The following is a 16,359-nucleotide window of genomic DNA, read 5'->3' as shown; positions in this document are numbered from 1 at the left end:
TTTTTCTCAGTCAAAATGGGAAAGCTCAAGATTCACGATACAACCAGGTAAGGCTTGTCTGATACGCACGTGCGATGCCATCTGCCAGCTCTGTCAAGCTGCTGTCAATCAAGCATACAGGGGCCTCATCAGCCGTTTGGGGGATGGTTCCGAGCAGATGCTCCTGCAACTGCTCAGAGGCTGCCCATCGATCTTGCTCAGAGCCTGCGCCTGTAGTAATAGTGAATAAAGCGACGCGCTCAGCGTAGACATACAGATGCTCATTTTGACTGACAAAGCCAAAATCGTCCAGCTGTTTCAGCTGCGTGGATGATGGAAGCTGCAGGAGAGGAAGAATGTCGCCAAGCATCGAGGATTTCGTTAAAATGGCTTCCAGCTTTTCGCACTCTTCCTCATTTTCGACGATAAAAAGCAGTTTATCCCGGTCGAAGACATTGACATGATCACCGATTTTATGTATGACTTGAGCATAGAAGCCCGGCAGTTTGCCAGCCGGTACTTGCAGCTCCACACCGTACATATGGCGCATACACGTTTCACCTCGTACAATCGAAATTTACTCTATCGTATCAAAAAATCAGGGAGGTTCCTATGAGCAACCAACAACTTACCATTCAAGCCTTTGCGCTCGGAGGATTTCAAACGAATGCGTATGTCATAACGAATCCGAATACAAATGAGACGATTGTCATCGATCCCGGCATGGAACCAGCGAGCTTGTTACAAGCACTTGCAGGAAAGCAAGTAGTAGCTATTTTGCTGACACATGCCCATCTCGACCATATCGGTGGCCTCAATCAAGTAAGAGAGCTGACAAAAGCACCTGTCTACATTCATCCGCTGGAGCAGGAGTGGCTGACCAATCCGGATTTGAACGGTTCTAGTCGCTGGAATTTGCCGCAGCCTATTGTCTGTGAGCGTGCCGAGTATGAGCTGCGCGATGAGCAAATCCTTGAGCTGGCAGGCTTTACGATTCGTGTTCTGCACACGCCAGGACATTCACCAGGAAGCTGCTCTTTTGTAATCGGGCAGCATTGCTTTGGTGGTGACGTGCTGTTTGCCCAAAGCATCGGACGTACTGATTTACCTGGTGGAGACTATGAAACCTTGATGATGAGCATCCAAGACAAACTGTTTGAGCTGGACGACGAGACGATTGTATATCCGGGGCATGGACCTAAAACGACGATCGATCACGAAAAGACGTTCAATCCATTTGTGACAGGGCTGTTACGTTAGTTCTTATGAGGGGATTCTTTTGAGATAGGAAGAGGATATCGCAGATAGGTGGCGAAAAGGAAGGGGTCACAACAAAAAAGGAGCTACGAGTTATGAGGACAAGATGGTGTTTATGGGCGCTAGTTGTTGCGCTTGGGTGCACCAGTGCAGCTGGGTGTGTTCCGCCAGTTGCCAAACAGGAACAGCTCTCAAAGGCTCCTGCTCAAAACGTAGTACCGTCTTCCGAGCCCGCCCCATCTGTGCAATCCAATCACCAGACAGCACAGGTCGATCCTCCTTCCCGTTTTCCTGAACAGCGAATCACGGTCATGGCCGTTGGCGATATCATGGTACACCAGGAGCAAATGGACGCAGCCTGGAATCCCGCTACGAAAGCGTATGATTTCAGACCTTTTTTTACCCATGTGGAGCCGTTGTTTAAAGAAGCGGACTGGGTTATTGGGAATTTGGAAACAACCATGAGTGGAAGTGGAGCAGGATATACTGGATACCCAATGTTTAATTCGCCAGAATCACTTGCCCCGACTTTGAAAGAGGTAGGGTTTACGGCTGTATCCACTGCGAATAACCACTCGCTCGATCGGAAAGAGCAGGGAGTCCTCCAGACAATCAAGTATCTGGATCAAGCCGGTATCTTGCACACAGGGACCTTTGCAAGTCCCGAGGAGCGTGACAAACCATTGCTTATCCATAAAGATGGTTTTACGCTGGGGCTCGTCTCCTATACGTATGGGACAAACGGGATTCCGATTCCACAAGGCAAGGACTATCTTATTAACTTGATTTCACCGGAGCTGATCAAGAGAGACATAGCAAGGGCACGGGAAAGAGGTGCCGATCTCGTTGCTGTTGCCCTTCATTTCGGCGAAGAGTATCAACGCTTTCCAAATGATGCTCAAAAGAAGACAGCGGAGCTATGTCTCACCTATGGTGCCGATCTGATTTTAGGTGCGCATCCTCATGTCGTTCAGCCGTATGAGTGGAAAACGGTCACGCTGGAGGATGGACGCCAGCATAAAGGCTTGATTACTTACTCACTGGGTAATTTCATTTCGGCACAAAGATGGGATTACAAAGACGTTGGCGCAATTCTGAGGCTTACCTTGCACAAAAGCGAGGCTGGCGAAGCGAGCATTGAAGAGGCTGAAATGATCCCGACCTACGTTCATTTTTATCGCAAGAACGGCAAACGCAATTATGTCATTTATCCCGTACCGCAAACACTCGAAAGGCTTCAGAACAATGAGAAGTTTCCTACCTTGACAAAGGAAGCCATCAACTACATGAAGCAGTTGCAAAAAGAAATGCCTCTGCACGTAAACACGATTGTTTCCAAGAAAAAAGCCAGCTGACAAATGAGCTGGCCTTATTTCTTTCCAAATCCAAATGGAAGATTCAGTTTTAGCTGCAGCTTTAATTCTTCGTTGAGCATCGTGATGCCCTCTACCTGAATGTTCGGGGAGATGAGCTCGGGATAGAAGCCAAGATCATACGCCTTTTCCATTTCTTCGATGGTGGATGGCGGCAGGGCGAATCCGTCGAAGGCTAGCTCCGTAATGTGAAATTTCAACTGAGTAGGGGAGACGAGCTCATATTGTCCGACGAGGCGCAGCTCCATATGGTCGTATGTACCTTCGACGATCAATTTGTTTTCTTCAAAAGAGAAGCGCGATTGCTTAAAGAGCTCGTCTTTGGCAACCAAAAACTGGTTAAAATCATCCTGCTTGATGGTCAAGGTGTGTGAAAATAGACCGTCAGACTGGATGCGGTCTGGTGTAGCGAGCTCTGGAACCTGAACCATGACCTTTGCCAGCATACCGAAAAAGGTTTGGAAGGCGGGCAAGCCACGTTTTTCCCAATCGGCAATGAGATGGTCCATGAGAGCCTCTACCGTAGTCGGGTCGTCCAGCTTTTGCACATTTTTTTCTTTTTCAGCCTGAATCGCAAGCATTTCCGCTAATTGTGTTTCATATTTTTTCCGAGTATCCCGTAAGAGGGTTAAGCGGCCCTGCTTGTCAACCTGGAGCGCAGTCAATTTTGTACGTTCTGCTTGGTATGCCTCCAGCCGATTCATATCATGCTCGTATAAGATCTGGATAAAATCAAACATGAGCAGAAACTCATTGAAATTTTCTGCATTTAACAATAGGGTCAGAAGATTGGCACGTTCACCTGTGTAATAGGCTCTGGCCACTTCACCTGCGTGGCGCTGCATGGCTTCAATGACAAGCTTTTGGCGCTGCAGATCAAGATCAATCCGTGCGATCTCCCCGTATGTCCGCGTTTCTTCTGCCTTGATCAGCGTCAGTGTTCGTTCCAGCTCTTTTTGAGTGAAATGCTGCTGCAAGATCAGCTGCTCCAATGGAATGGATGTCTCTTCCTGAGCGAAAACGGTCAATGGACATACAAGAAGCAACAGGATGAGCAGGAATTTGCGCATATTTTCACCTTTTGCCTTCATGATGGGAACCGTTCGAGAACCCCTTATCTCTTTATCTCTTTCACATTGTATGACTTCTTTTCGTATTATAGCCTTAATAGCTTGAATTTGGATAGCAGGAGAAGAGACCAATGGACTTGAATACGCTGATTCGAGAGGAAATAAAGAAGCAACCCGGGCAAGCCATTCCCTTTTCACGATATATGGAACTGGCTCTCTACCACCCTTCCTATGGCTACTACATGTCGGACAAGCCTAAAGTCGGAAAAGAAGGGGATTTTTATACAAGTGCGTCGGTACACCCTGTATTTGCTGAAACCTTGGCAGACGCCGTCATACATATGTGGCAAGCAAGTAACATAACTGCGCCGACTCTTGTAGAAATCGGTGGGGGGACAGGATCGCAATGCAGACACATGCTGGATCGTATCCGTGACATCGTGCCAGAGCTGTACGAGACGCTGACGGTCATGATGATTGAGATGAGTCCCTATCATCGTGAGGTCCAAAAAGAAGCGCTTGAAAATCATCCGGTTACGAAAAAATGGTATTCATCTTTGGAAGAAGCAGCAGGAAGGGAACAAATAGAAGGTGTTATTTTGTCCAATGAATGGCTGGATGCTTTTCCGGTTCATATCGCCGAGAAGAAAAAGACGGGCTGGGAGGAAGTGTGGGTGACAGAGCAGGAGGACCAATTTATTGAGGAATGTAGAGAGGTCACTCCTGAGCTGGGAAGGTATTTGGAAGCATTGGAGATGAGGCTAGCCGCAGGAATGCGAATCGAGGTCAATCTGGAATTGGAAAAGGCTGCGGGGCATGTTTCGCGCCTGCTGAAAAAAGGGTTTGTGGTTACTATCGATTACGGTGACTTGCAGGAGGATTTGTATCATCAAAGCCGCAAGCAAGGAACACTGATGTGTTATTATCGTCATCAGGCACATGATAATCCATATATTCACATAGGAAAACAAGACATTACGGCACACGTCAACTTTTCAGACTGGAGCAAGCATGGCGAGAAGGCTGGACTGCGGGAGTGGGCCTACATGCGACAGGATCGTTTTTTGATGCGCAATGGACTGCTGGAAAAGGCTGTGTCTCACATGGATACCGATCCATTCAGAAGCCCGGCAATGAAACGAAACCGTGCTATCCAGCAATTGATTGACCCTGCTGGCTTAGGGGGGAGATTTCGCGTCATGGTCCAAGCCAAGGAAGTTGACGAGAGCGTTGTTCTGCGATTCCGATAAAGGAAAGAGCCATACAAAAAAGATGCTCCGTGAGAGAGCATCTTTTTTCTTTACAAGATCATTTGCAAGAAAGCGTGTTCTTGTGGTCCAACTGGCATCATGAAGAACGTATAATACGTGAAACCTACGAAAGATACGAACATGAAGCCGAAGAAGATGTTTAAGTACGTTCTTTCAGTCAAGCTCATGTAGCTGAGTGCTACGAAGAAAGCAGTCAGACCGAAGAAGATGAGCGACATTGGGTACAAACCGCCCCAGAACGCCATCAGCGCGATTACGATGGTCCAGAAACCAAGAACGCGATACATACGATCCATTTTTGTCCCCCCTTTTTGCATAGAACGGTAAGATTTACAAGATTCCTACCCCATTATATAGGACGGGCGAATGTGTGTAAACGGTTAAGGTATGACGTATTTTTGTCTTCCTGATCAGTATTGAATCACCGTATAGTTGCATGACCTACATCCACCAAGCATGGACTCGTCCTCACGTAATTCAATTTTCCCCAAGTACGTTTCGAATATTCCCATCAAAAGGGCGTTGTGCATATGGCATACAGAACTTGTATATTTTTTGGCTGAATCAGAAAACGTGCAGTTATTTACACGGAAACGTAGTACGCCATCTGATAATACCTCGATGTCAGGCTTCAATCCTTGTGCAACGACAAGGCGGTGAATCAAATTCAGCTTATCATCCATAGTGGCCGTTTTTAACTGAATTCCGCTTTGGGCAACCGCCCGTTTTGCCATCTCTGTACCGATACGATGTCCCATATTAATCAAAGCGGCTTTACCCGCTTCGCCTAGCGAGAGCAGACTTTCAATCGCGATGTCGGCCAGCAGCTGATAGTCACGGGGTGGAAACTGTAGGCTCACGACTTGGTCAGACAGTGAGTACAATCGACTGGGTCGTCCACCTTTGCCACTTTTGTCCGTAACGGCTGTAAGCAAATGGACATCCTCCAGTTTGGTTAAATGCAGCCTTGCCACGTTAGGATGGATCGAAAAGTGGTCAGCTACTTCCTGGACAGTGATTGGGTCTTTGCTGTATGCGACGAATTGGTAAATGGAAAAACGGGTGGGGTCAGCTAAAGCACTGGTCAACTTATGCGCATCATAATCCATGCTAGTACCCCCTTCTTTAGACAAATCATAATAAGTGTATCCGATTTTCCTAAGATTGTTAAGGTTAGAGTGTGCAAGAGGTCTATATATAAGTAATTTTCGCCTAGTTTTTAGATTAACTACTATTGACATAGTGTTAATAACAGATTTATAATCCGAATTAAGGAAGGTTTTTTTATTAGCTAACTTTTTGCAAGTGTTTGCTTCCAACATAAGGAATCGTTTTTAGCAACACCTGTAATCGTTCAAACGAGATTGTATAGATGAGATGGAGGGGTAACCGATGGCAGTTGCTGAGCGTACACATACTCAAAAATTAACGTTTTTCACGTATCCGAGCTGCACTTCCTGTCGGAAAGCCAAAGCATGGCTGGCAGAGAACGGAGTGAATTACGAAGAGCGTCACTTGTTTAAAAATCCACCAACAGCAGAAGAGCTGCTTGATATTATCAAAATGACCTCGAATGGACTGGATGAGATTTTGTCCACGAGAAGCCAACGTTTTAAAAACCTGGATGTGGACATTAACGACATGTCCGTAAAAGAGCTGTTGGAAATGCTGAGTGAAGAGCCACAGCTTCTCAAACGCCCGATTCTCACGGACGGCGAAAACTTGATCGTTGGCTTCAATTCATCTGCAATGAAAAATTTGCTGTCATAAAGAAGAGGGGGCTTTGGGCCTCCTCTTTTTTTCTTACTAAATCAGAAAGTATAAACGTTTCGTATCTGCACCCTGATTTAGCAAGAATAACCTTCCACTAAACGCGGTCGCTCCTCCTTGAAGAAGCCTCGATAGAGGTTTTCTTATGATTTTGTCCCATTTGGCGGTAAAATAAAGGCAAAACAGATGGGTGAAAGGTTGGGGGGCCATAATGGAAACGTTACTCATAACCAAGCACGAGGGCATCGCTACAATTACGCTAAATCGGCCAGAGGTACATAATGCAATTAGCATGGAGTTAGTCGATGAGCTGCTTGCGGCCTTACAGGATTGCGCTGACGATGAAAGCATCAAAGTCCTCATTATTACCGGCACAGGGAAAAGCTTTGTATCGGGGGGAGACTTGAACCAGTTTATTGCAGCCAGAGGATATGAGCAGGCACATCCACTTTTGAGCAAGGTAGGGGCATTGCTAAGTACAATCGATCAATTCACGAAGCCAGTTATCGCAATGATCAATGGGGCGGCTGTTGGCGGAGGCTGTGAATTCGCAGGAGCCTGTCATTTTCGTTTTGCCAGTGATCAGGCATTGTTTGGTTTTGTTCAAATCGGCATGCATATTACGACAGGATGGGGCGGGGGAAGCCGTCTATTGGATGCAGTACCCGAGTCCAAAGCAATGGCCTTGCTATTAACGGGTGAGCGCCTGTCGGCAGAAGAAGCCAAAACATATGGATTCGTGGACGAAGTATATTCTGCAAATGTTCTAGCGGAGCATGTCCTTCGTTTTGCCCGTAAGATTGCCGCACAGCCGCTCGTCGGAATAGAGGCGTATATGCGAATACTGCAGTGGAAACGAGCAGGCTTGCCACAGTCGGTGCGGATCGCAAAAGAAATTGAGCAATGCGCGGGAATATGGGGCAGCGATGCACATGTAGCAGTAGTGGAAAAGTTTCTTACAAAAAGGTAGGTACTGGCTGTGTAAGGTTTCTCCCGTTTAAACATTTATTTGCTTGGACATACTTTTTCTAGTAGAAAGCGATTCTACAAGAGTAGGGAAAAGCATAGGATGAACTACATCATCCTTTTTAAAGGTAACGGGAGGGACTCATATGGTAGCTTCCAGACAAGACGCATGGACCGAAGATGACGATCTAGTGTTGGCGGAAGTCACCTTGCGCCACATACGCGAGGGCGGCACGCAGCTTGCCGCATTTGAAGAAGTGGGTCAAAGGCTAGGGAGGACAGCGGCTGCTTGCGGCTTCAGATGGAACAGCTGCGTCCGCAAGCGTTATGATGCGGCGATATCCATTGCCAAAAGCCAAAGGCAGCAATTGAAAAAGATGGGTCGGGTGGCTCCGGCGCAAGGCACTGCCGAAGTAGAGGTTGTTGCGTTGCCTCCTAAGCGGCAAGTACCTGTTACGCAGGAAGTGTCTAAACAAGCAGAGGATGAAGAGCAGCAAATCGAATCGGTTATTCGGATGTTGGTCAACCAAAAAGAGTTGTCTCGTCGCTTGAGACAGCTGGAACAAGAGTTGGAAGGAAAAGAATTAGAAATAAAAGAATTGACAGAAGCCCATGCAAAAGCGAGACGAGAGCTGGAGCAGGTACGAGGGGTCAATGATGACTATCGTGCGCTGGTACAGATTATGGAACGAGCTCGCAAGCTAGCCTTTTTACAAGAAGAAGATTCGTCCAAAGCGATTTTTAAAATGGACGAAAACGGGAATCTGGAGCGAGTGGAAAAGTAGAGGGAGCATTTGCCTACATAAAAAAGAAGCGGTATTTGCCGCTTCTTTTTTGTCTTTTCATATAAGTGGAGCGCTAGTCTTGCAGCCCAACGTTTTCAGGCAACCAGACGTATGGATTTTCTCCACGATCGCGCATAGGGTTGTACTTTACAGGCGTGAAGCCCATATTCAACCAAAATTGGTCAGCGCGGCAGCGCGAGTTTGTTTTGATCGGTGCACCAAAGCTTTTCGCGTGGTTAACCAGAGCTGTTCCGTAATCTTTATTACGGTAGTCAGGCAGGACTTCAAGCTTCCACAGCTCATAATAGTCCTGTGTAGGCTGGAAATAGCGGTCGTATTTCCCGTCGATTTTGTAGAGGCTCATACGTGCTACCAAAAGATCGTTGTCATAAATACCATAAAAAGGAGATTCCGAATCGTTTTCCACGATGTTCGCCTCCAGGTCTTCCTTCATCGAAAGCTCCTCCAGGCCAAATTCGCGAAACTTCTGGAATTCCTCCAGCGTCTTGTAGTTGATTTGCAAACGTCTTACCTCAAACATAGGTTAGCCACTCCTCTCACAGCTCTTTAGCTGGCCACCTTTTGGCCACTCATACCTATTATACACCATAAAAGATACAATCCGTAGAGTTTTTATTAAATCGGAAGTTCAAATGCAATAGGGACGCGGTTATCAGGAAATGTTTTTGCTTTCATGGGAAAATTTTAAAATTTCAGCCTAGAACTCTTTTCAATCTCATGGCACAATAGGAAGTAGCAAAAAATACATGCCGCAAACTGGTCACCAATTTGAAAACGCTTTCGATTGTGTTCCAGGTTTGTGAAAGAGGGGAGCGTTGCCATGCGTAAGGTACTAATTGCAAACCGCGGTGAGATTGCCAGACGAATTATTCGCACATGCAAGTTGAAGGGAGTCGCTACAGTAGCAGTTTACTCTGATGCTGACAAGGACTTGCCGTACGTGAGAGAAGCGGATGAAGCTGTGCATATCGGTCCACCTCCAGTCCCACACAGCTATTTGAATGTGGAGGCAATTATTGCAGCAGCGAAGAGTACAAACGCTGATGCAATTCATCCTGGGTACGGTCTTTTATCCGAGAATGAAGCTTTTGCCCGGCGCGTGGGCGAAGAGGGCATCGTATTCATAGGACCTGCACCAAAAGTAATCGGTCAGATGGGCGACAAGCTGACAGCTCGTCATATTATGCAGGCAGCAGGCGTACCTGTAGTTCCAGGGTGCGAAGCGTCGGTCGAAACACCGGACGAAGCAGCAGAAATTGCAGCGACGATTGGATATCCGGTCATGCTAAAGGCAAGTGCTGGGGGCGGCGGAATCGGCATGCAAATTTGTCGGGACGAGCAGGAAGTGCGTCAGGCCTATCAATCAGCCAAAGGTCGTGCAAAAGCATACTTTGGTAATGACGCTATGTATGTGGAAAAATATGTGGAGCGTCCCCATCACATTGAAGTGCAGATCGCTGCGGACGAACACGGAGAAGTCATCCATCTGTTGGAGCGCGAGTGCTCGATACAGCGCCGTCATCAGAAAGTGCTGGAAGAAAGCCCATCGCCGTTTCTTGATCAGGCTACACGCGAAGAGCTTTGCCAGGCAGCTGTGCTGGCAGCCAAGGCAGTTGGCTATACGGGTGTAGGTACTGTCGAGTTCATCGTTGATGAAAACAAAAACTTTTACTTTTTGGAAATGAATACGCGTCTTCAAGTAGAGCATCCAGTGACAGAAGAAATGACAGGGCTTGATCTGGTAGCGATGCAGCTTGAGATTGCAAAAGGAAACCCGCTTGGAATTGCTCAGGAAGATGTAAAAGCATTGCGACACGCAATTGAGCTGCGCGTCTATGCGGAGGATCCGTCAACCTTTTTACCTTCTCCAGGTACGATTGCCCTCTACCAACCTCCGGTACAAGAGTTCGTTCGAATTGATGACGGGGTAGAAGCAGGTACACAAGTGACACCTTTTTACGACCCGATGATTGCCAAAGTGATCGTTACCGGTGCGACCAGAGAAGAGGCTGTGCAGCGAGCAAAAGAAGCGATTGAAAAATTTCTGATTACTGGAATTAAAACGAACATTCCGTTTTTGCAAGAGGTTTTGGCGGACGAACGTTTCCGTGCTGGCGAATACACCACCTGGTTTGTGCAAGAGCGTGTTTCAAAATAAACGCAGAAGAAAAACAAAAAAAGAGGAGTGGACATTCTATGAAACAAGTAGCAGCGACAATGGCAGGAACGGTAATTCAAGTGCTTGTACAGGCAGGAGATCAAGTAAACGACGGGCAAGATGTGATCGTTTTGGAATCCATGAAGATGGAAGTACCAGTGCAAGCACAAGCAGCAGGCAAGGTTGTTGAGGTAAAAGTGAACATTGGCGACTTTGTCAATGATGGGGATATCATCGTAGAACTGGAATAGTATTAGAATGATTACAAACTGAGCGCCCGCTAGGAAAGGAGGAGAAGCATATGAACAAGGTGCAAATCGTAGAAGTAGGGCCTCGGGACGGCCTGCAAAATGAAAATGAGATCGTACCTGTAGCATCCAAAATTAAGCTGATTGATAAACTTGTCGCAGCAGGTTTGAAACGCGTGGAGGCGAGCTCTTTTGTGAATCCGAAATGGATTCCGCAGTTAGCAGATGCCGAGGAGGTCCTGCGGGGGATCGCTCGCCCAAAGGATGTGACGTTTAGTGCTCTCGTCCCCAATCTTCGCGGATTGGAGCGAGCGGCAGCTTGCGGAATAACGGAAGTAGCTTTGTTCATGTCCGCCTCCGAATCACACAACAAAAAAAACATCAACAAAAGCATAGAAGAAACATTTCCAGTATTGCAGGAGGTGGCCCGGGAAGCTCAGGCTCTCGGTCTTCGCGTTCGCGGCTATGTTTCTACTGTGTTTGGATGTCCTTATGAAGGGAGCGTTCCGCTGGACAACAGTCGGCGCGTGACAAATGAGCTCCTTGAGATGGGTGTGTTTGAAGTCTCGCTAGGGGATACGATCGGTGTGGCTACGCCCAAGCAGGTCCACGAAATTATTGGAGCGCTTGTGAAGGATGTTACGACCGAGCGCTTGGCCGGTCATTTTCACGATACAAGGGGCACTGGGTTGGCGAATGTCGTAGCTGCTCTTGGCGAGGGGCTTCGTACGTTTGATAGCTCGATTGGCGGTCTTGGAGGATGTCCGTATGCGCCAGGAGCAGCCGGAAATATTGCCAGTGAGGATTTAGTTTATATGCTGCACGGGATGGACTATGAAACGGGTGTGGACCTTGAGCGCTTGACAGAAGCTGGCGCGTTTATCCAGCAGGAATTAGGGCGTGAGCTAACCTCCAAAGTTTTGAAGGCATCTCTTTCATGCAAGTCTGTGTAGTAGCGAATTTATCCTGGAGGGAAGCGGCATGACAGTTTCTTTGCATAAAGAAGGCTTGATTGGCGTACTTACTCTTGATCGGCCTGATGTGTTCAACTGCCTCAACTTGGAGACCCTGATCACTTTGCGGAGCTTGATCAGTGAGATCGCTCTGGACAATGAAATCCGGGTGGTCATTGTGACAGGAGCAGGTGACAAAGCGTTTTGTTCAGGGGCAGATCTGAAGGAACGCCGGACGATGCCGCAGGAGCAGGTTCAGCAATACATTAAAACCATTCGCGATACGTTTACCGAGCTGGAAAAATTGCCGAAGCCCATCATAGCAGCGATCAATGGCTTGGCTTTGGGCGGCGGTACCGAGCTGGCACTGGCTTGCGACATACGTGTGATGAGCGATTCTGCTCAAATGGGGCTGACGGAAACTGCCTTGGGGATCATCCCCGGTGCAGGAGGGACACAGAGGCTCCCACGTCTTGTTGGAAAAGGGATCGCCAAGGAGCTGATCTTTACAGCCAGGCGTGTGAAGCCTGATGAAGCTTTGGCCATTGGGTTGGTCAATCGGGTCGTTTCCCCAGATGTGCTGATGGAAACAGCGCTTCAGATGGCACATGATATTTCTGCTAATGCACCGCTGGCTCTCGCACAGGCGAAGTTTGCGATTGATTGTGGAATGGAAGTTGATTTGGCATCTGGACTGCAGGTGGAGAGCAACGCCTATCAGTTGCTCGTACCAACGAAGGATCGCCTGGAAGGCTTGCAAGCATTTCAAGAAAAAAGAAAGCCGGTATATCGCGGAGAGTAAAGGGGAGGTCGCCGATGAATAAGCAGCTGGAAGAGACACTACGAGAGAAAATCGCCAAGGTCGAACAGGGGGGCGAAGCCAAATATCACGAAAAGCTGAAAGAGCAAAACAAGCTTTTTGTGCGTGATCGACTGAAAATGCTGTTTGATGACGAGTTCATGGTAGAAGATGGTCTATTTGCAAATGTCATGGCGGGCGATCTACCTGCCGATGGTGTCGTGACAGCGATCGGTAAAGTCAACGGCCAAACCGTTTGCGTAATGGCGAATGACTCGACTGTAAAAGCAGGCTCTTGGGGATCACGAACCGTTGAAAAGATCATTCGGATTCAGGAAACTGCTGAAAAAATGCGCGTCCCGCTCATTTATCTGGTTGACTCCGCAGGAGCGCGTATTACGGATCAGTTAGAAATGTTCCCAGGACGCAGAGGGGCAGGACGCATCTTTTACAATCAGGTGAAGCTCTCAGGGAAAATTCCACAGGTGTGCATCTTGTTTGGCCCATCTGCTGCAGGCGGAGCGTACATTCCTGCTTTTTGTGACATCGTGATCATGGTAGAGAAAAACGCCAGCATGTACTTGGGATCACCTCGTATGGCGGAAATGGTCATCGGTGAAAAAGTGACCCTGGAGGAGCTGGGCGGTGCACGGATGCATTGCTCTGTCAGTGGATGCGGTGACGTGCTTGCTGCAAACGAAGAAGAAGCAATTCAGTCAGCACGTACCTACCTTAGCTACTTCCCAGCGAACTATACAAGCGAGCCGCCTTTGGCCCCTGCAAAGGCACCAAGTGAGACAGCCAAGGAAATTACAAGTATTGTACCGGATAATCAGAACGCTGCTTTTAACATGCACGATTTGATTACGGCTTTGGTCGACGCCGACTCCTTTTTTGAAATCAAAAAGCTGTTCGCTCAAGAGCTGGTTACTGGGCTGGCACGGCTGGACGGCAAACCGGTGGGGATTATCGCCAATCAGCCGCGGGTCAAAGGTGGAGTACTGTTCGTCGATTCTGCAGACAAGGCAGCTCGCTTCATTACCCTGTGCGATGCGTTTCAAATACCGCTGCTGTTCCTCGCTGACGTGCCTGGCTTCATGATCGGTACAGCAGTAGAGCGTGCGGGAATCATTCGTCACGGTGCCAAGATGATATCAGCTATGGCAGAAGCGACAGTGCCAAAAATTTCAGTCATCGTGCGAAAGGCATACGGTGCAGGTCTGTATGCAATGGCAAGCTCGGCATTTGAACCGGATGCATGCCTCGCTCTTCCGAATGCGCAAATCGCGGTAATGGGACCTGAGGCTGCGATCAATGCCGTCTACAGCAATAAGATCCAAGCGATCGAAGACCCGCAGGAGCGCCAGGCCTTCATCGCTGAGAAGCGCAAGGAGTACCAGGAAGACATCGATCTGTATTTGCTCGCCTCCAACCTGATTGTAGATGGGATTGTGCCTCCGAGTGATCTGCGCCAGGAGCTGATTGGCCGCTACGAGGTTTACAAGGGCAAACGCCAGGTTTTCTCGGATCGAAAGCATCCCGTTTATCCTGTTTAAATTACAGCACAGACTGTCACGAATCGGTGGCAGTCTCTTTTCTCTTCATAAGAGCAAAAAACGAGTAATTTTTCGATAATTTTGATCTTTTTTGTTCCAATCAATTGAAGAATCTCCTAAACTCTGTTATTCTAAAAATAAGTAATGATTAATGTAGGTGAACAAATGCAGTCACAGGCTAAGGTACTTCATACTGTTGTGGTTGGCGGTGGCTCAGTAGGGTTGCTGTATGCGGCAAGGCTGGCACTCGCTGGTCAAACCGTTACAGTGGTCACACGTAGTTCACTCCAGGCAAATCAGCTGACGCAAAGCGGGATTAGCTACACGCACCTAGATGGGGGAAAAACGGTCGTTCCCGTCCGAGCTTGTTCCATTGAACAGGGACTGCCTGAAGGGGACTTGTATTTGTTAACCGTCAAGCAGACAGATTTACCGGCATTATTGCCAGCGCTTCGTCTAATAAACAGCACGGCACGAGTCATCGCGCTGCAAAACGGTATGGGCCATCATGAGCTTTTACATGGAATACTATCCGACGAACGCAGCTTCTTTGCCATCAATACAGAAGGGGCAAGACGCTTGTCAGGAACGGAAGTGGTGCATACAGGGAGTGGCATTCTACGTGTCGGAACATGGGAGAGCGCGAGGGACAGTGATCCTGTCATTCGTTCTTTTGTGGAATGGGCGATGTCTATTGGCATATATGCTGTACTCGAAAAATCGATCAAGCCATATGCATGGCGTAAGCTAATGGCCAATGCCCTGATCAATCCGTTAACCGCGCTTTTTGAAATTCCAAACGGCGCACTTCTAGAGAATCCGCATACGGAAAAGCTGATGAAAGAGCTTTTTCAAGAAGCTCGTACTGTGGCAGAATATGCCGGACAAAAAATAGAGGAGGCGGACTGGCAGGAAATTGTCACCATATGCCGAAATACTTCCCGAAATCTTTCCTCCATGCTGCAGGATGTGAAGCGACACAGGCAAACAGAAGTGGAGTCAATCAACGGCTACATCGTGAGACAAGGTAAGGTTGCCGGGATTCCAACTCCATTACATGAAACTCTGCTTCGGGTGATCACCCTGAAGTCAGCTATGGGAATGGGGAAGGAGGGAGGCGACAGTAAATGACCGTGCTGGCTAATATCTGGGCCTATTTATGGGGTACGTTAACGGTTGTGCCGTTTCTTGGATTTCCTCTCATCTATCTGATTCTATATGGGTGGAAGAGGGACAAGCGACTGGCTGGCCGTTGGGCGATAAATATCACGAATTTTTTGGTGATTCGTTCAGCCGTTTCCGCGTATGGACTCATCTGGCCAGAGGCTTTGTCCGCCTGGTGGTGGGTGACCAGTTTCTTCCTAGTGACCATCGTGTTGTTAGGGTGGATTCAGGTGAAGTGGAAAGGGAAGCTCTCCCTGCGAAAGGTTGGATTTTCCGCATGGCGTTTGTCGTTTCTCATGTTTGGACTTGTATATATAGTGCTGTTTACGACCGGAATTATTAAAACGATGGGTGTCGTGTAACGCACTGGAAATACATATCGTATTTATTCCGATAAGAAAGAAGGTTGGAACTTATGCGACTTCCCATCGAGACCATCGGACACAAGATTCGTATGATTCGGAAAGAGCGTGGCTTTACACTGGAGATTATGGCTGGCAAAACCGGTTTAAGCAAAGGGTTGCTCAGTCAAGTGGAGAGAGGAATTTCTCAGCCTTCACTAGATTCCCTGTGGAAAATCACCAAAGCTCTCGAGTCACCCATCATTCATTTTTTTGAAGATATTGACCAGAAACAGGTTCATGTGACTCGCTTGCAAAAGCGTAGACAGCTAGTTTTTCCAGAATCGACAGGTACGTATTCGTTGCTCTCAATGGGAGGCAGTGCCAAGCTGGGTATGCTTGAAGTACGTCTGGCCCCAGGGGAAATGGTAGTAGATAAGTTCGTTCAGACCGACGGTGAAGAGTGCTTTACTGTTATCAAAGGAACGGTGACTGCTCGATTTAATGATGAGGAGCACGTCCTGGAGACAGGCGACAGCATATCGTTTGATAGCAGTAAAACACATTCGATTGAAAATTCAGGGGAAGAAGAGGTCATTTTGATCTGGTCTGTAACCCCTCCGCAGTTTTAAAGAAAGCTTGTCCTAC

The 16,359-nt window shown here is 47.8% G+C and carries 19 protein-coding genes; 14 read left to right on the top strand and 5 right to left on the bottom strand.

From position 1 onward, the window contains the following. Positions 1–25: 25 nt before the first annotated feature. A complete protein-coding gene (locus C3B52_RS17595; RefSeq protein WP_103107708.1) occupies positions 26–529 on the bottom strand; it encodes a hypothetical protein in 504 nt (167 codons plus the stop codon). 62 nt (positions 530–591) lie between these two features. Between C3B52_RS17595 and C3B52_RS17590 the strand changes: the two genes are divergently transcribed. Further along, positions 592–1,239 carry an MBL fold metallo-hydrolase gene (locus C3B52_RS17590; protein ID WP_103107707.1) on the top strand — a complete coding sequence of 216 codons (648 nt, stop codon included), beginning with the start codon at positions 592–594 and terminating at the stop codon, positions 1,237–1,239. A 92-nt stretch (positions 1,240–1,331) separates the two neighbouring features. Further along, complete coding sequence (locus tag C3B52_RS17585; RefSeq protein ID WP_103107706.1) at positions 1,332–2,591, top strand: CapA family protein; 1,260 nt, start codon at positions 1,332–1,334, stop codon at positions 2,589–2,591. Between the two features lie 14 nt (positions 2,592–2,605). Here C3B52_RS17585 and C3B52_RS17580 read toward each other — a convergent pair whose 3' ends face one another. Continuing rightward, positions 2,606–3,679, bottom strand: a complete 1,074-nt coding sequence (locus tag C3B52_RS17580) for a coiled-coil domain-containing protein (protein WP_103107792.1) — start codon at positions 3,677–3,679, stop codon at positions 2,606–2,608. A 131-nt stretch (positions 3,680–3,810) separates the two neighbouring features. On the opposite strand from C3B52_RS17580, the gene C3B52_RS17575 reads away from it, so the two are divergent. Beyond that, positions 3,811–4,929, top strand: a complete 1,119-nt coding sequence (locus tag C3B52_RS17575; RefSeq protein ID WP_103107705.1) for a class I SAM-dependent methyltransferase — start codon at positions 3,811–3,813, stop codon at positions 4,927–4,929. Between the two features lie 50 nt (positions 4,930–4,979). On the opposite strand, the gene C3B52_RS17570 is transcribed toward C3B52_RS17575, so the two are convergent. Next, positions 4,980–5,246 carry a DUF2626 domain-containing protein gene (locus tag C3B52_RS17570; protein ID WP_103107704.1) on the bottom strand — a complete coding sequence of 89 codons (267 nt, stop codon included), beginning with the start codon at positions 5,244–5,246 and terminating at the stop codon, positions 4,980–4,982. Positions 5,247–5,360: 114 nt separating this feature from the next. Then, positions 5,361–6,059, bottom strand: coding sequence for a helix-turn-helix transcriptional regulator (locus C3B52_RS17565; RefSeq protein WP_103107703.1), 699 nt, complete (start codon positions 6,057–6,059; stop codon positions 5,361–5,363). A 283-nt stretch (positions 6,060–6,342) separates the two neighbouring features. Here C3B52_RS17565 and C3B52_RS17560 point away from each other — a divergent pair, with 283 nt between their 5' ends. The 3 genes from C3B52_RS17560 (at position 6,343) to C3B52_RS17550 (ending at position 8,471) form a co-directional block, all read left to right on the top strand. Next, positions 6,343–6,720 carry a Spx/MgsR family RNA polymerase-binding regulatory protein gene (locus C3B52_RS17560; RefSeq protein ID WP_103107702.1) on the top strand — a complete coding sequence of 126 codons (378 nt, stop codon included), beginning with the start codon at positions 6,343–6,345 and terminating at the stop codon, positions 6,718–6,720. Positions 6,721–6,931: 211 nt separating this feature from the next. Then, the gene (locus C3B52_RS17555; RefSeq protein WP_103107701.1) at positions 6,932–7,690 is read left to right on the top strand and encodes an enoyl-CoA hydratase/isomerase family protein; all 759 of its coding nucleotides are present in this window, start codon (positions 6,932–6,934) and stop codon (positions 7,688–7,690) included. Between the two features lie 142 nt (positions 7,691–7,832). Beyond that, positions 7,833–8,471, top strand: a complete 639-nt coding sequence (locus C3B52_RS17550; protein ID WP_103107700.1) for an RsfA family transcriptional regulator — start codon at positions 7,833–7,835, stop codon at positions 8,469–8,471. Positions 8,472–8,544: 73 nt separating this feature from the next. Here C3B52_RS17550 and C3B52_RS17545 read toward each other — a convergent pair whose 3' ends face one another. Then, complete coding sequence (locus tag C3B52_RS17545) at positions 8,545–9,012, bottom strand: N-acetyltransferase (RefSeq protein WP_103107699.1); 468 nt, start codon at positions 9,010–9,012, stop codon at positions 8,545–8,547. Between the two features lie 300 nt (positions 9,013–9,312). Between C3B52_RS17545 and C3B52_RS17540 the strand changes: the two genes are divergently transcribed. The 8 genes from C3B52_RS17540 to C3B52_RS17505 all read left to right on the top strand — a co-directional run bounded on the left by C3B52_RS17540 (position 9,313) and on the right by C3B52_RS17505 (position 16,343). Next, positions 9,313–10,650 (top strand): acetyl-CoA carboxylase biotin carboxylase subunit, encoded by a 1,338-nt coding sequence (locus C3B52_RS17540; RefSeq protein ID WP_103107698.1) that lies wholly within the window; start codon positions 9,313–9,315, stop codon positions 10,648–10,650. Between the two features lie 38 nt (positions 10,651–10,688). Continuing rightward, on the top strand, positions 10,689–10,901 hold the full coding sequence (locus tag C3B52_RS17535) for an acetyl-CoA carboxylase biotin carboxyl carrier protein subunit (RefSeq protein ID WP_103107697.1): 213 nt from the start codon (positions 10,689–10,691) through the stop codon (positions 10,899–10,901). A gap of 50 nt (positions 10,902–10,951) precedes the next feature. Beyond that, positions 10,952–11,851 carry a hydroxymethylglutaryl-CoA lyase gene (locus C3B52_RS17530; protein ID WP_103107696.1) on the top strand — a complete coding sequence of 300 codons (900 nt, stop codon included), beginning with the start codon at positions 10,952–10,954 and terminating at the stop codon, positions 11,849–11,851. Between the two features lie 28 nt (positions 11,852–11,879). Beyond that, positions 11,880–12,653, top strand: coding sequence for an enoyl-CoA hydratase-related protein (locus tag C3B52_RS17525; RefSeq protein WP_103107695.1), 774 nt, complete (start codon positions 11,880–11,882; stop codon positions 12,651–12,653). A gap of 14 nt (positions 12,654–12,667) precedes the next feature. Next, positions 12,668–14,206 (top strand): acyl-CoA carboxylase subunit beta, encoded by a 1,539-nt coding sequence (locus C3B52_RS17520; protein ID WP_103107694.1) that lies wholly within the window; start codon positions 12,668–12,670, stop codon positions 14,204–14,206. Positions 14,207–14,350: 144 nt separating this feature from the next. After that, positions 14,351–15,337, top strand: a complete 987-nt coding sequence (locus C3B52_RS17515) for a ketopantoate reductase family protein (RefSeq protein ID WP_235615762.1) — start codon at positions 14,351–14,353, stop codon at positions 15,335–15,337. Beyond that, complete coding sequence (locus C3B52_RS17510) at positions 15,334–15,732, top strand: DUF3397 domain-containing protein (RefSeq protein ID WP_103107692.1); 399 nt, start codon at positions 15,334–15,336, stop codon at positions 15,730–15,732. The genes C3B52_RS17515 and C3B52_RS17510 overlap by 4 nt, the downstream gene beginning before the upstream one ends. Positions 15,733–15,785: 53 nt before the next feature. Beyond that, complete coding sequence (locus C3B52_RS17505; protein WP_103107691.1) at positions 15,786–16,343, top strand: helix-turn-helix domain-containing protein; 558 nt, start codon at positions 15,786–15,788, stop codon at positions 16,341–16,343. Positions 16,344–16,359 lie beyond the last annotated feature (16 nt).

Source organism: Brevibacillus reuszeri (genome assembly GCF_002897295.1).
GTDB lineage: Bacteria > Bacillota > Bacilli > Brevibacillales > Brevibacillaceae > Brevibacillus > Brevibacillus reuszeri_A.
The sequence above is the reverse complement of the archived record's forward strand: the minus strand, read 5'-3'. Positions and strand labels throughout refer to the sequence as shown.

What these genes read in the sequence shown, in the direction of transcription:
- C3B52_RS17595 (WP_103107708.1), bottom strand. Translation starts at nt 529, where the DNA reads ATGCGCCATATGTACGGTGTGGAGCTGCAAGTACCGGCTGGCAAACTG.
- C3B52_RS17590 (WP_103107707.1), top strand. Translation starts at nt 592, where the DNA reads ATGAGCAACCAACAACTTACCATTCAAGCCTTTGCGCTCGGAGGATTT.
- C3B52_RS17585 (WP_103107706.1), top strand. Translation starts at nt 1,332, where the DNA reads ATGAGGACAAGATGGTGTTTATGGGCGCTAGTTGTTGCGCTTGGGTGC.
- C3B52_RS17580 (WP_103107792.1), bottom strand. Translation starts at nt 3,679, where the DNA reads ATGCGCAAATTCCTGCTCATCCTGTTGCTTCTTGTATGTCCATTGACC.
- C3B52_RS17575 (WP_103107705.1), top strand. Translation starts at nt 3,811, where the DNA reads ATGGACTTGAATACGCTGATTCGAGAGGAAATAAAGAAGCAACCCGGG.
- C3B52_RS17570 (WP_103107704.1), bottom strand. Translation starts at nt 5,246, where the DNA reads ATGGATCGTATGTATCGCGTTCTTGGTTTCTGGACCATCGTAATCGCG.
- C3B52_RS17565 (WP_103107703.1), bottom strand. Translation starts at nt 6,059, where the DNA reads ATGGATTATGATGCGCATAAGTTGACCAGTGCTTTAGCTGACCCCACC.
- C3B52_RS17560 (WP_103107702.1), top strand. Translation starts at nt 6,343, where the DNA reads ATGGCAGTTGCTGAGCGTACACATACTCAAAAATTAACGTTTTTCACG.
- C3B52_RS17555 (WP_103107701.1), top strand. Translation starts at nt 6,932, where the DNA reads ATGGAAACGTTACTCATAACCAAGCACGAGGGCATCGCTACAATTACG.
- C3B52_RS17550 (WP_103107700.1), top strand. Translation starts at nt 7,833, where the DNA reads ATGGTAGCTTCCAGACAAGACGCATGGACCGAAGATGACGATCTAGTG.
- C3B52_RS17545 (WP_103107699.1), bottom strand. Translation starts at nt 9,012, where the DNA reads ATGTTTGAGGTAAGACGTTTGCAAATCAACTACAAGACGCTGGAGGAA.
- C3B52_RS17540 (WP_103107698.1), top strand. Translation starts at nt 9,313, where the DNA reads ATGCGTAAGGTACTAATTGCAAACCGCGGTGAGATTGCCAGACGAATT.
- C3B52_RS17535 (WP_103107697.1), top strand. Translation starts at nt 10,689, where the DNA reads ATGAAACAAGTAGCAGCGACAATGGCAGGAACGGTAATTCAAGTGCTT.
- C3B52_RS17530 (WP_103107696.1), top strand. Translation starts at nt 10,952, where the DNA reads ATGAACAAGGTGCAAATCGTAGAAGTAGGGCCTCGGGACGGCCTGCAA.
- C3B52_RS17525 (WP_103107695.1), top strand. Translation starts at nt 11,880, where the DNA reads ATGACAGTTTCTTTGCATAAAGAAGGCTTGATTGGCGTACTTACTCTT.
- C3B52_RS17520 (WP_103107694.1), top strand. Translation starts at nt 12,668, where the DNA reads ATGAATAAGCAGCTGGAAGAGACACTACGAGAGAAAATCGCCAAGGTC.
- C3B52_RS17515 (WP_235615762.1), top strand. Translation starts at nt 14,351, where the DNA reads ATGATTAATGTAGGTGAACAAATGCAGTCACAGGCTAAGGTACTTCAT.
- C3B52_RS17510 (WP_103107692.1), top strand. Translation starts at nt 15,334, where the DNA reads ATGACCGTGCTGGCTAATATCTGGGCCTATTTATGGGGTACGTTAACG.
- C3B52_RS17505 (WP_103107691.1), top strand. Translation starts at nt 15,786, where the DNA reads ATGCGACTTCCCATCGAGACCATCGGACACAAGATTCGTATGATTCGG.